Origin of the sequence: Streptomyces sp. NPDC048392 (genome assembly GCF_043200575.1) — a bacterium.
Taxonomy (GTDB): Bacteria; Actinomycetota; Actinomycetes; order Streptomycetales; family Streptomycetaceae; genus Streptomyces.
Genome location: NZ_JBICYB010000001.1, coordinates 399,290 through 411,689, shown reverse-complemented (window position 1 = coordinate 411,689; position 12,400 = coordinate 399,290). Strand labels below are relative to the sequence as shown.

16 protein-coding genes are annotated in these 12,400 nt (G+C 68.7%); 10 read left to right on the top strand and 6 right to left on the bottom strand.

Annotated elements, in window-relative coordinates:
- The first annotated feature begins 181 nt into the window (after window positions 1–181).
- Window positions 182–595: a transglycosylase SLT domain-containing protein gene (locus ACGFYH_RS01730; protein ID WP_393801123.1), complete on the top strand. Its 414-nt coding sequence runs from the start codon at window positions 182–184 to the stop codon at window positions 593–595.
- Between the two features lie 78 nt (window positions 596–673).
- On the opposite strand, the gene ACGFYH_RS01725 is transcribed toward ACGFYH_RS01730, so the two are convergent.
- From ACGFYH_RS01725 to ACGFYH_RS01710, 4 genes are all read right to left on the bottom strand, one after another.
- Window positions 674–1,141, bottom strand: coding sequence for a hypothetical protein (locus ACGFYH_RS01725; RefSeq protein WP_393801122.1), 468 nt, complete (start codon window positions 1,139–1,141; stop codon window positions 674–676).
- Between the two features lie 310 nt (window positions 1,142–1,451).
- Window positions 1,452–1,994: a hypothetical protein gene (locus ACGFYH_RS01720; RefSeq protein ID WP_393801121.1), complete on the bottom strand. Its 543-nt coding sequence runs from the start codon at window positions 1,992–1,994 to the stop codon at window positions 1,452–1,454.
- Window positions 1,995–2,530: 536 nt separating this feature from the next.
- Window positions 2,531–2,815 (bottom strand): hypothetical protein, encoded by a 285-nt coding sequence (locus ACGFYH_RS01715; protein ID WP_393801120.1) that lies wholly within the window; start codon window positions 2,813–2,815, stop codon window positions 2,531–2,533.
- Entirely contained in the window at window positions 2,808–3,149 is a 342-nt protein-coding gene (locus tag ACGFYH_RS01710; protein ID WP_393801119.1) for a hypothetical protein, read from the bottom strand. The genes ACGFYH_RS01715 and ACGFYH_RS01710 overlap by 8 nt, the downstream gene beginning before the upstream one ends.
- 232 nt (window positions 3,150–3,381) lie before the next feature.
- Between ACGFYH_RS01710 and ACGFYH_RS01705 the strand changes: the two genes are divergently transcribed.
- Window positions 3,382–4,461, top strand: a complete 1,080-nt coding sequence (locus ACGFYH_RS01705) for a transcriptional regulator (RefSeq protein ID WP_393801118.1) — start codon at window positions 3,382–3,384, stop codon at window positions 4,459–4,461.
- A 518-nt stretch (window positions 4,462–4,979) separates the two neighbouring features.
- Here the strand turns inward: ACGFYH_RS01705 and ACGFYH_RS01700 are convergent.
- Window positions 4,980–5,846, bottom strand: a complete 867-nt coding sequence (locus ACGFYH_RS01700; protein WP_393801117.1) for a GntR family transcriptional regulator — start codon at window positions 5,844–5,846, stop codon at window positions 4,980–4,982.
- Window positions 5,847–6,024: 178 nt separating this feature from the next.
- Between ACGFYH_RS01700 and ACGFYH_RS01695 the strand changes: the two genes are divergently transcribed.
- The 8 genes from ACGFYH_RS01695 to ACGFYH_RS01660 all read left to right on the top strand — a co-directional run bounded on the left by ACGFYH_RS01695 (window position 6,025) and on the right by ACGFYH_RS01660 (window position 11,854).
- The gene (locus tag ACGFYH_RS01695) at window positions 6,025–6,378 is read left to right on the top strand and encodes a hypothetical protein (RefSeq protein ID WP_393801116.1); all 354 of its coding nucleotides are present in this window, start codon (window positions 6,025–6,027) and stop codon (window positions 6,376–6,378) included.
- A 186-nt stretch (window positions 6,379–6,564) separates the two neighbouring features.
- Window positions 6,565–7,962 carry a cell division protein FtsK gene (locus ACGFYH_RS01690; RefSeq protein WP_393801115.1) on the top strand — a complete coding sequence of 466 codons (1,398 nt, stop codon included), beginning with the start codon at window positions 6,565–6,567 and terminating at the stop codon, window positions 7,960–7,962.
- Window positions 7,963–7,998: 36 nt separating this feature from the next.
- Window positions 7,999–8,748 (top strand): DUF2637 domain-containing protein, encoded by a 750-nt coding sequence (locus tag ACGFYH_RS01685; RefSeq protein WP_393801114.1) that lies wholly within the window; start codon window positions 7,999–8,001, stop codon window positions 8,746–8,748.
- 152 nt (window positions 8,749–8,900) lie between these two features.
- Window positions 8,901–10,346, top strand: coding sequence for a replication initiator (locus ACGFYH_RS01680; RefSeq protein ID WP_393801113.1), 1,446 nt, complete (start codon window positions 8,901–8,903; stop codon window positions 10,344–10,346).
- Entirely contained in the window at window positions 10,346–10,570 is a 225-nt protein-coding gene (locus ACGFYH_RS01675; protein ID WP_393801112.1) for a helix-turn-helix domain-containing protein, read from the top strand. Before ACGFYH_RS01680 ends, ACGFYH_RS01675 begins: the two co-directional genes overlap by 1 nt.
- Entirely contained in the window at window positions 10,570–11,196 is a 627-nt protein-coding gene (locus tag ACGFYH_RS01670) for a hypothetical protein (protein WP_393801111.1), read from the top strand. The genes ACGFYH_RS01675 and ACGFYH_RS01670 overlap by 1 nt, the downstream gene beginning before the upstream one ends.
- A 63-nt stretch (window positions 11,197–11,259) precedes the next feature.
- Window positions 11,260–11,607 (top strand): tyrosine-type recombinase/integrase, encoded by a 348-nt coding sequence (locus tag ACGFYH_RS01665; protein ID WP_393801510.1) that lies wholly within the window; start codon window positions 11,260–11,262, stop codon window positions 11,605–11,607.
- On the top strand, window positions 11,522–11,854 hold the full coding sequence (locus ACGFYH_RS01660) for a tyrosine-type recombinase/integrase (RefSeq protein ID WP_393801509.1): 333 nt from the start codon (window positions 11,522–11,524) through the stop codon (window positions 11,852–11,854). Before ACGFYH_RS01665 ends, ACGFYH_RS01660 begins: the two co-directional genes overlap by 86 nt.
- 82 nt (window positions 11,855–11,936) lie before the next feature.
- On the opposite strand, the gene ACGFYH_RS01655 is transcribed toward ACGFYH_RS01660, so the two are convergent.
- On the bottom strand, window positions 11,937–12,299 hold the full coding sequence (locus tag ACGFYH_RS01655) for a hypothetical protein (protein WP_393801110.1): 363 nt from the start codon (window positions 12,297–12,299) through the stop codon (window positions 11,937–11,939).
- Between the last annotated feature and the right edge of the window lie 101 nt (window positions 12,300–12,400).

Sequence of the window (12,400 nt, the reverse complement as noted above, 5' to 3'; positions counted from 1 at the left end):
TACGACCACGCATAGCAAAAGGGACGATTGCGGACGACCGGAACCGCCTGTTTCTCTGGACGGGTCGCCAGGCGCCGACGCCCTCCCGGGCAGCGGCGCCGACACGTGCCCCGCCGCCGCACACCATGCGGACCCGGCCGAAGGCGCGCCGACGCCCCTGTCCCCGAAGAAAGGCCCTCAGTTGACCGCCGCTGTCCTCCTCCGTTCCGCCGCCACCCCGAAGAAGGCCCTCGCGGGCGCCGCCCTGGCCGCGGCCACCTGCGGCTCGCTGGTCGCCGCCGGGCCCGCCCAGGCCGCGACGCCGGGCTCCTCGGCGCAGGCGACCGCGAAGAAGATGATCGGCGACTCGGCCGAGTACCGGTGCTTCTCGGAGATCGTCGACCACGAGAGCGGCTGGAACCTCCACGCCACCAACGCCTCCAGCGGCGCCTACGGCCTGGTCCAGGCCCTGCCGGGCTCGAAAATGGCCTCGGCGGGCTCCGACTGGAAGACCAACCCGGCCACCCAGATCGAGTGGGGCCTGGACTACATGAAGGACCGCTACGGCAGCGCCTGCGACGCCTGGAGCTTCTGGCAGTCCAACGGCTGGTACTGACCCCACCCCGCTCCCCCTCATACCGAAGGCGGCGACCCCCTGATCCCCGGGGCCGTCGCCTTCGTGCGTCGACGGTCCTCAGACAGCCAAGCCCACCCAGGCTCCCGCCTTCCTGATCCCTCGGTTGCGCCTCAGTTCCGGATACCGGGCCACCAGGTCGGTCAGTACCTTCGCCAGGAAGGTACGCCCTGCTCGCACGAACTCCTGCCGTGTCACCCGTGCGACGCCTTCCGCGTAGTTGGAGCTGATCTCGACCGACTCCCCGGTGGGCGTCACATAGATCTCGTCGGCCATTCCAGCGAACTCGATGCGCCCGGACTCGCCCGTCGCCACGGAACGGCCGACGGTGAAGAACTCCACGGCGAAGTCGAGGATCTGCACCCCGCCCCCGGTCACGATGCTGAAGTCGACACCGTCGACCCGGAGCGTGAGATCACCCCCGCAGCAGGAGTAACACAAGTCGACCAGATCCGCCTTGGCCAGGTTCATCCTCCGCTGCTCACGAAGCACCACGGGATCCTCGGACAGGACATAACTGACGACCATCACGGAACCCCGGTCCTCCCCTCGTAACCGGACTCCAGCACAACGCCATCGACACCCCCAGCACCGCGCTCGACGGGCCAACGGTCGCCAAGACGGTCAGTGCGGACAGCGACGACCCGCCGCCCTGCGCCGCCCTCGTCCGCTGACGTTGCCGTCAACTGCTGCCGTCACCCATCGCAGAAGCCCCGCCAGGACACACCTGACGGGGCTTCAGGTCCGGGCAAGCGTACTGCCGTACATTGCTCAGCGCCTGGGCCGGATCGACTCCGGCGGCCGCTCCGTGACGTTACGGCCGTCTACCGCTCGGATGTCAATAGTTGGCGGTCAGGGATGCGGCGTACGCGTCCGGAACAGGCCGCCCACCGAAAGCCATCGGAAGATACGACTCCAACGCACCTGATACGTCCAGGAAGGGGCCAAATCGAGCGCACCATTCGCTGCGCGCGGCTGCGTCGGGAAACCCCTGGAATACCGCCACCTCAGGGCCCCTTTCACCCCAGCACCCCCACTTTGCGGATGCTCCGGTCAGCGCGACGACATTAGCCGAGACCGAGATCGAACCCAGGGCGTCGCCATCCGGCTCGAAGCCGATTGCAGCCCAATAATCGTCCTCACTAGCCCCGACGGGCAGAGACACCGCCGGATATCCCAGCCCTTCGGGGACATAGAAATCGTCACAGCCAGGCTCGAGAACCAGCATTTCGATATGATCGTCTCCGTGCCAACGGGCCATCGTGCAGAGCGCTGGCCAGATTTCCGGAGCGAGAACCACGTCGAACTCACAGAACAACGAGTCCCGCGCGCTCTCCCTGAAAACCTGGTCAGGGAACCTGGCCTCAAGGTCGAAGGTCACGGCGCTACGGGAGCTGATGGCACGATACCCGTCACGGCCCGGCATGATCGACCCCTCGCCCAGCATCAGTCATCTCCCAGTCTGATCTTGATGTCGGCCTTCTTTGATCCTGGCCTGTAGTAGTCCGCTGTCCAACCTTCGACAGTCTTGGCCTTGCTTCGCAGGAAGTACCGTGCCCCATCCTTCCGATATTCAACGTTCGGCCCCCTTTCGAGGCGAGTCCATCCGTTAGCCTCAAGGTTCTCTCCGAACTTCGTAGGACCGACATCAGTCCGCACATTCTTCATGCGGGCCTTGGGTTCTGTGGTGTCCTCGTATTTCGATGAGGTCCAGCAGTCGCTGTTGTGAACGAGGACCGGCGTCTGACCAGCGAGCACATAGTACGTGTGCTACGCGGCCCCTCTCTATCTGCGAATTCGCAGATCAGCGGCGGTTTCGGGTTCCGCTGGTGTCCGTGGTTGTGCGGGGGAATCCGTGCGTGTTGCCGTCGCTACTGCCGTCAGGAGCTCTGGCCGCCGCGCTCAGGCAGGGGGACTTTACTGCCATGCTCCGGGCTCGGCACGGAGCATGGCTCGGACGGTCTGCTCGTAGTGCTGGTGGCCGGTCTGGGCGCAGTGTTCAGCGATCCAGCGGGTCAGTTCGTCAGCGTCGTGCAGGGTGCCGGATTCGGCTCCGCAGTTGTGTTCCTCGCCGGTGACGCAGAGCGCCTTGTAGACGGGCAGCGCCATGGGGTCGGGGACGGTGGTCACGTGGTACTCGCGGAATCGGTAGCGTCCTCGCGCCCCACGGGACTGCGCGTCGGTGTGCACGGAGTCAGGCATCCTCGGTCACCTCTGCCCGGTCGGGGAGGCGTTGACCGCGTGAGTCGGCGACCCTGAGCGCGTCGGAGAGGGCTTCGGTCAGCCGGCGGGCCAGCCAGCGGTATTCGGTCGCCGACAAGACCTTCGCGTCAGGGGCCATGGCGTCTCGGGCGTATTCCAGCAGGTCCTCGCCCATGCCCAGTTGTATGGCTTCGATGTTGTCGGCGAGGTTGGCGAGGTAGCCCTGGCCGTCGGTGCTCAGGTAACAGGGGTGCCCGTTCTGGGTGGTCCACGGCAGCAGTCGCGGCCCCTCTGCCCTGGTGCCTCCGGGCTGCTGTGTCGCTCGCTCGGCCATCCTGATTCCCTATCCTCGGCTCGACTCGTGGCTACTGATCACGGTCTCGCTGGTGTGAGCCTTTGGGAGTAGCCAGCGTGTCTGCCCTGCTGTCTGCCAAGCTGGTCTGGTGCGGGAGACGGTCGGGGAACTGGTTAGGCGGCTGCGTCTGGCGCGTGGGTGGAGTCAGGGGCGACTCGCCGAGGCGCTGGCTGAGGCTGCTCCTGGGCGCGTTCCTCCGACACGAAATGACGTGTCCCGCTGGGAGATCGGGACGCGATCCCCGCGCGAGTGGCTGCCGTTCCTCGCTCGGGTGCTGGAGGTTCCGCGCGAGATGCTGGAAGCCGCGAAGGCTGTTGCGCCTGTCGAGCCCGCGGCGCATGTACGGTCCGTGGCCGACTTCCTGCCTGAGGGCGACCCGCTGTCCCCACTGCGTGCCCGCACAGGCCGCCGGATCGGGGCCGGGCAAGTGGCTGACCTGGCCCAGCGGGTCCACGGACTGCGGCTGGCCGACGACGTCGTGTACGGCAAGGATCTGATCGGCCCCGCCCTGCGCGAGCTGCGCGCGGCGGTGAAGCTCTACCGCGAGAGCGCGCATACCGAAGAAGTCGGCCGTGAACTACTCCGAGTCATTGCGGAGCTGGCCCAGATCGCCGGGTGGGTCGCCTCCGACGCTGGAGAACATGCCGAGGCAGAGCGCATCTACCGGCTCGGCATGAGCGCCGCGCAGGCCGCCGGGGACGGCGTGCTGTCCGCGAACGTTGCGGGCTCGCTGGCCTACCAGTGGAGCAACACCGGGCACACTGCCGACGCGGTCGGACTGGCCCGCGCCGCGCTGGAGGGCGCCGGTCCGGACGCCCCGCCAAAGGCTCGCGCGCTGTACTTGGACCGCGTGGCCTGGGCGCATACCCGGGCCGGGCAGGACCGCCCGGCGATGACCGCCCTGGGAGAAGCGGCCGAGGCTCTGGCCGAGGACTCGGCCGGCACCGCGTCGCCGTCGTACCTGTACTGGATGGACGCCGGGGAATTGCAGGTCATGGAGGCCCGCGTCTATACCGAGCTGCGGCGGCCGCTGCGCGCCGTACCGCTGCTGACGGACGTTCTCGGACGCTACGACGCCAGCCACGCCAGGGAGTTGGCGCTATACCTTTCGTGGCTGGCTGTGGCCTACGCCGACGCCAATGAGCCCGAGGCCGCCGCCGAGACAACGAGCCGCATGCTCACCCTGGGGCAGAGCGGCAGCGAACGGACAGCAGAGCGCGCGCGGATCGTGCTGGACCGCCTACGGGCCTTTGGAGACGTGCCGGAAGTCGCCGAACTACTGGCGTCCTGACCACCCTTGGCGCACCACGGCATAGAGGAAACCCGCACACTGGCCAGCGCCGAGGCATCCGGCAGGAACCTGGCCTGAGCGGGAGAGGTCCCTCGTCGGTCGGGCAGCTTCGCCGTGCCAGGGTTCCCCGGGGGCCGCCAAGGCTCACATCGTGACGCGTGCGCTCGGCCTTGGCGGCCCCCGGGGGTTCCTGGTACGCCTCCGGTGACCGGGCGGCGAGGGCCCCCTCCCGCGACCCGCGACCCTTCACCACGACGAAGCCGCACGCGCACACGGCCCCCTGCCCCCTTGGAGGGAGGGCCGGGGTCTGGGGCAGAGCCCCGGAAGTGGTTCGCTGTGTTGCCTGTTGCGCGCCCGGACCGGCGGGGCCGTCGCCAGCGGGGCGGAGACAGGAGCGGGCGGCGGCCCCGCAGGGCCGGAGCGCGCGCGGGCCGCGTCAGCGGACCGCCTTGATCAAGTAAAGAAACTCTGAACAGCTCTCCCTGTCACCGCTTCTGGCCGAGGTGCCAGGCTGACCGTCAGGGGCGCTGCTGCCGGCGCTTCTTCGATTCGGCCAGTGCTGTTTCGAGTTTCTCGCGCGGCGACGCGTCCGAGTCGGCGTCGTCGTCATGGAGCGGTGACAGGAACAAGCCGCGTCGGCTCGTCTCGCGTTTGACCTTCCGGCGCTCGTTGAAGATCCGCTGGTGTTCCTCACGGATCGTGACCCATCGCTGGTCGAGCTCTGCTTCCCGTGCCAGCAGCTCGTCATCGGTGAGGTCGGCGAAGTCGGCGGCGGCTGCGCGGGCCTCGCGGGCGATCTCCTCCCGTAGCAGGTAGTTCGTGATCGGCCCGTGGTGCTTTCCCGGCTCCGGGGCCTGGCGCACGAAGACACCGCGGCCCTTGACCGAGTACACGAGCCCTTCCTGTTTGAGGCTTCGGTAGGCGTTCTGCGCGGTGGAGTTGGCTACCTGGAAGCGCTCTTGGATCTCACGGGCGGGCGGGAGCTGGGAGCCTGGAGGGTAGGTGCCTTCCGCGATGTCGCGGCGGAGGAAGTCGGCAACCTGGACGTAGGGCGGGCGGCCGTCGTCGTTGCGGATGAGATCGGCCGGCCAATCCGGGCCCGACTTCTCTTCGTCCGCGTCTGGGGCGGCCGGGGTATCGCTTCCGCTGGCCGTCGAGTGCACGAAGCTGCCCCGGCCGAGTTGGGAGTAGACCAGCCCTTCCTGCTTGAGGACCCGCAGGGCGTTCTGGACGGTGGAACTGGAGACGCCGAACCGCTCGCCGAGCACGTTCGCCGAGGGCAGGCGCTCGCCCGACGTGAACTCGCCGGTCAGGATCGCGTCCCGCAGGGCGCCAGCTGCCTGGAGATACGGCGGTCGGGAGTCCTCGTCCAAGGGCAGGGTCATGACCCCACGGTATCGCCTGCCCGGTAGGCCGCTACAGGTAGATCGCTGTGTTTCCCGCCTGGCCGCCCATCCACCTCACCGAAGTCACAACTTCATCGGGGTTGCAAGTTCTACGATCATCTCCTTATGCTCATGGCGAGTCGATCAAGCGGCTCCACCGAACAAGGGGTGTGATGGCATGGTCATGACTCGTATTCGCGTTGCCCTGCTGCCGTCGGCGGTGTGCATTGCGGGCACCGAACCGGCGCTGAAGATCAAGGACCAGCAGACCGGGGAGGTCGCCACCGACCGGGAGACCGGCGCGTCGCTGTACACGGTGACCGTGATGCTCATGGAGGACGGCCGCGCCGAAGTCCTGAAGATCACCGTCCCGGAGACCGGCCTGGCCGCCGGGCTGAAGCCGGGGGCAATGGTGCGGCCGGTGGAGTTGTTCGCGACCCCGTGGGCGCGGATCTTCAACGGGCAGCTTTCCGACGGCGTCGCCTACCGGGCCGCCCGCCTGGAGCTGGTGACGGTGGAGGCGACCCAGTGAATCGCCTCGAACACCGTGCGCCGGAGCGGGCGTTGTCCCCGCTCCGGCCCTTGCCGGGGACCGAGGGAAGGGCCACGTTCGCCGTCTCGGCCGCTGGGCTCGATCTGCTCGGCCTGAGCCCGGAGCGGGCGGCCCGCCTGGACCTGGCCCACGTGCTCCGCCTGATACGCGAAGAGGGGGTCTGACGTGGAAGCCGTGACGGGATACGCCTCGTACGCGCTGCCGATCGCCACGACGCTGGTCGGCGTGTGGCTGCTGGTGACGGTCGTGCGCTACGTCCGTGCGGACAAGGGCACGCGGGTCAGCATGCGGCAGGCCGTGCGGGTGCGCTGGGGCTGGGTACGCCTCGCGCGGATGGCCGGGCTGACGGTCACCGACAAGACCCCGACCCTGCTGGCGCAGATCACCGCACAGAAGGACAGTCCCCCGCCCGCGCCGAGGGTGCTGACTCCGAAGATCAAGGTCAAGCCCGACCAGTTCGGCGTGATCGTGCGGGCGCGGACGCTGCCGCAGGTCGGTTTGGAGGAGTACCAGAAGTCGGCACGGTTCCTGGCCGATGCCTGGCGGTGCACGCGGGTCTCCGTGCTGCCGGACGGCCCCGGCAGGGTGGTGATCCGGGGCGTGCGCTCCGACCCGCTGACCACCCCGACTGAGCACCGGCCCACCGGCCGCCCACTCGCGGACCTGACGCGCTGGGAGTTGGGCGTGGACGAGTACGCCGCGCAGGTGTGCGTGTCCCTGGCGAACGTGCCCGGGGTGACGGTGGCCGGCGTCCCGGGCGCGGGTAAGACCTCGGGGGTCAACAAGTTCGTCTGCGACTTCGCACCGTCGGCCGCCGTGCAGCTCGCGGGGGCCGACGGGAAGGTGTCGCGGGCCTCGGAAGGCGACTACGCCGACCTGGTCAAGCGGATGTTCGCGTTCTGCGGCGACGACCTGGACGAGGCGAACGCACTGTTCAAGCGCCTGGTGGAACTGCGCAAGCGGCGCTCGGCGACCATCCGTGACGTGCTGGGCGTGAAGAACATGTGGCACGTCGGACCCTCCCCTGAGTGGCCGCTCACGGTCCTGATCATCGACGAGGCGCACACGTACTTCCGCGAGTACAAGGGCAGCGACCCGACGACGAAACGTCTTGGCGCGTTGACTGCGGAGAATGCCCGGCTCGTGGAGGACCTGGTCAAGAAGGGTCGCAGCGTCGGCATCCTGGTGATCCTGATCAGCCAGAAGACCACCGGCGACGCCATCCCGACCTTCATCCGCGACGTGTGCCCCATCGGGCTGTCCTTCGCGCAGAAGACCGTGGAGGCCGCGGTGGCTGCGCTGGGTGAGGACATCCGCAACTGGCCGGACGCCAGCCCGGTCACCTTGCAGGACCCCGCCTACGTCGGCGTCGCGGTCATGGCGATGCAGGGCCGCCCCGGCTACACCCGCATCCGCACCCCCTACGTCTCCGACGCCGACGCCGCCCGCGTCGCCGAGAACACCTCGCACCTGACCGCCGACCCGGACCTCCTCCTGGACGCCCTCCTCCGTACGACCGGCCGGACGGCAACACCCCTGCCCTCCCCCTCGCTCACCAAATGATCCTGAACGGCCCGTGCCAGAAAGGAGGTTGAGATAATGGCGGAGGAACGGTTCACCCGGCGCACCGTGACCGTGGTCATGGCGGTCATCGCAACCCTGGCCTTCGTCTTCTCCTTCGGCAACGTCTGGGCACTCGCCCTGCGCCTCGGCGTCCCCCGCCCGATCGCCCCGTTGATTGCGCCCATGGTGGACCTGTCGGTCGTCGGACTCCTGATCGCCCTGCGGTTCCTGGCTCTGCGCGGAGTGCCCAAGGCGGAGTTGCGGGCCGGTACCCGGCTGCTTCACCTGTGCGGGTTGCTCACCCTCGCGCTGAACACTGCCGAACCGCTGCTGGCCGGACGCTACGGCCGGGCCTGCCTGGACACCGTTGCCCCGCTCCTGCTCCTCGGCTGGGGCCACGTCGGCCCCGCCTTCCTCGCCCAGTTCCATACCCTCACCCGTCCCACCCCGCACCTGGAGGACACTCCCGCTTCTGCCTCCAACCCGGTGCCCGACGAAGCACCCGTCCCCGAATCAGCACCCCCAACCCTCATCCCGGATGTCGTTTCCGCCCCGGCCGAGGAACCGCAGCCCGCCCCGGATCCGACCGCCGCTCTGCCCGTCACCGTCGCCAAGATGGCTCGACCCACCTCCGGCCCGGCCCTGCCGGCCGCCCTGATGGACGCGGCCCGGCGCATCGCTGAGACCCACCGCGCTGATCACGAAGCGCCGATCACAGCAGCTCAGTTGGGGATTCGCATGGGCGTCGCCCTGCCAGTGGCCACCGCCGCACTCGCTCAGCTCTGAGCCCCGGCCCTCACCGGCCGCATCTCCCTCGCTCGACCCCACGCCCGCCCCTGAGCCTGGTTCGTCATGCCCCGAGCAGCACCCACACGCCTCTTCGCCTGGCTGGTTGCTGCTCGGGGCCACCCCACCCGAACAGAAGGGACACGCCCCGAATGGTCACCCTGGACCTGCGCCACGTGGCAAGCCCCGCCGTACGGGACCTGCTCCACCTCGTCAACCACCCCGACTTCGACCGTGCACAGCAGCAGATCGAACACCTCGGCGGCTGCACCGAACCCGTCCGCCTCACCGGCCAGAGCACCACCGTCGATGCCACGACCGGGGAGGTGCTGCGCTCCTACAACTCCGCCGAGGAGCCCACGGGCAGCCTGCTCACTACGTGCGGCAACCGCCGCTCCTCCCGCTGCCCGGCCTGCTCCCGTCTCTACGCCGCCGACACCTACCACCTCATCCGCGCCGGCCTCTCCGGCGGCAAGACCGTCCCCGACACCGTCCGCACCCACCCCCGCGTGTTCGCCACCCTCACCGCCCCCTCCTTCGGACCCGTCCACAACCGCCCCACCAACCCCGGCGGCGACATCCGCCCCTGCCGCTGCCGCAAGATCCACGACCCCTCCGACGCCCTGATCGGGACGCCACTGAACCCGGCAACGTACGACTACACGGGTGCGATCCTCTTCAACGCCCACGCCGGAGCCCTGTGGGCCCGCTTCACCACCTACCTGCGCCGCGAACTCGCCACCCGGCTCGGCATCACGCAGAAGGCCGCCCGCGCGGCGTTTCGGGTGTCCTTCGCCAAGGTCGCCGAGTACCAGAAGCGCGGCCTGGTCCACTTCCACGCCGTGATCCGCCTCGACGGCCCGGACGGCAACACCCAGCCCCCACCGCCCTACGCCACCGCCGCCGTACTCACCGACGCCATCCGCTCCGCCGCACCACGCGCCCGCATCTCCATCACCTCGGACGCGATCGGGGAACGCGAACTCTCCTGGGGCCAGCAACTCGACGTCACCGAGATCGCCGCCTTCGGCACCGACAGCGAACTCAGCGACCAGGCCGTGGCCGCCTACGTGGCGAAGTACGCCACCAAGTCCGCCGACGCCTCCGGCACCCTCGACCGCGCCCTGTACTGCCGCCCCTGCCAGGGACGCGGCGCAACCCTCCTACCCCACGGCACCCCGATCCCCTGCCCCGCCTGCGACGGCACCGGACAGGCCCGCCCACTGCCCCGGCTCGCCGTCGCCCGGCACGTCCGGCAGATGATCCGCACCTGCTGGGAACTGGGCAAGCTGCCCGAGTTCTCCGAACTCAAGCTCTGGAAGTGGGCCCACATGCTCGGCTTCCGGGGCCACTTCTCCACCAAATCCCGCCGCTACTCCGTCACCCTCGGCGCGCTACGCGACGCCCGCCGCGCCTGGCGCACCGAACAGGCCCGCGCCCACGCCGGCCTCCCCGAACCCGACCCGACAACCACGCTCGTCGTCGGCCACTGGAACTACCTCGGCTCCGGCTACAGCCCCGGCGCGAGCCTCCTCGCCGCCTCGGTATGGCACCGCAGGGAACTGGAACGGCGGTTCACGGCCGAAGGGGGCTGCTGATGGCCTCGCCTCCGCTCGCGGTCCTCCGCACGGAAGCGGTCCCGGTGCTGGATCTGCTCACGGTGCCCCAGGTGATGGCCCGCCTCCAGCTCGGCCGCTCCGCCGTCTACGACCTTCTCCGCACCGGCCAGCTCGCCTCGATCACCCTCGGCCGCGCCCGCCGTATCCCTGCCCACGCCCTCACCGACTTCATCCGCACCCGCATGGAACAGGACGCCGCCTGATGACCACACCCCGCCCCGCTTCGTCCCGCCGCTCCCGTGCCCGGGCGAACGGCGACGGAACCGTCTACCAGCGCAAGGACGGACGCTGGGAAGCCGCCGGATATGTCCTCGCCCCCGGCAACACCCGCAAGCGCGTCCGCGTCTACGGCGCTACCCGCAAAGACGCGATGACAAAGCTCACCGAGAAGATCGCCGCCAGCAACCGCGGCCTCCCTGTCGCGGCGGCCGACAGCACCGTGAGCGCCTACCTCGTGTACTGGCTGGACGGCGTCGCCGTTCACCACCTGCGGGAGAACACCCACACCCGCTACGCCGCCGCCATCCGCCTCCACCTCAACCCCGGCCTCGGCGTCAAGAAGCTCGCCCGGCTCACCACCCGCGACGTCCGCACCTTCCTCGACGGCCTCCGCACCACCTGCCAGTGCTGCGCCCAGGGACGGGACACCGACCGGCGGTCCTGCTGCGCCATCGGCCAGTGCTGTGAGAAGCGGCTGTCACCGCTGACCGTGACGTATGTCCACGCGGTCCTCAAGTCAGCCCTGGAACACGCCGTCCGCGAGGACGAACTGCCGCGCAACGTCGCCCGGAACGTCAAGACGACCACGCCCCGCCCCCGGCGCTTCTAGCCCCTCACCGCCGCCGAAGCCCGGAAGTTCCTTCAGTCGGCCGGCGACGACCGGCTTCATGCGCTGTACGAACTCGCCCTGCGCACCGGACTCCGCAAAGGCGAACTCCTCGGCCTCCACTGGGAAGACCTCGACCTGGACGGCGGCACCGCCACCGTCCACCGCTCCCTCCAGCGCACCCGCAGCCAGGGCCTGACCATCCTGCACACCAAGACCCTCGCCTCGGAACGCCGCATCGCCCTCCCCACCGAGTGCATCAGCTCCCTCAAGATCCACCGGGATCTGCAACTGGAGGAGCGCGAGGCGGCCAGAGTGGGCTGGACGGATATCGGGCTCGTCTTCACCCCCCCCGAAGGGCAGGCCGCTCGACCCCGGCAACCTCACCCGCCGCTTCCGCCGTCTCCTCCATAGCGCCGGACTGCGGACGATCCGCTTCCATGATCTCCGCCACTCGACCGCCACCCTGCTCCTGGAACAGGGCGTCGACCTCGTCGTCATCAAGGAACTCCTCGGTCACGCCCACATCGGCGTCACCGCCGGCGTCTACGCTCACGTCCGACTCCGCCTCCAACGCCAGGCCATCGGCACCCTCGGCAACGCCCTTTGCCCCACCGGCAACAACCCCGACGACCCACCAGCCGCAGCCGTCGTCCGCTGACGTTGCCGTCACCGTTGCCGTCAAGCACCTGTACAGCGGCAACTGACGCGCTCTCCGCAGTATGCGCTCCTCCCCCAATTCATCAGCGGTTTGAGCTGTCTCCGGAAATTCCGTAGACCACTTGATCCTGGGGGTCATACACAGTCAGCCCGTGCGTCGACGCCAAGTCGAGAAGCACCGAAGAGACTTCACTGGAACGCGACCAAGAGATGGCGACAATTACGCACTCTCCAGTGACGTAGAGAGGAGAGGCCCACGGAGACTCCTCCATATTTTCTTCACTTAGGTCTGGAAATTCGGAGATCACAGCTCGGTAGAAGTCCTCGACAGCCGAACTCTCTTCGACGATACCGGTAACTCCATCCGTCAACTGATCGTAGATCTGAGCGGCCTCCCCTGATGTCGGGGCCACTTCTTGATACCAAAAAATCAGATCGAAACTCATCGTCAGCATCTCTCCCGAAGTCGCGAGCCGGGTCCGACTCACAGCACTGAGCTGCGGATACGGTACCGCAGTCCGGCCAGATCGCCTTGCGGGGTCGACCC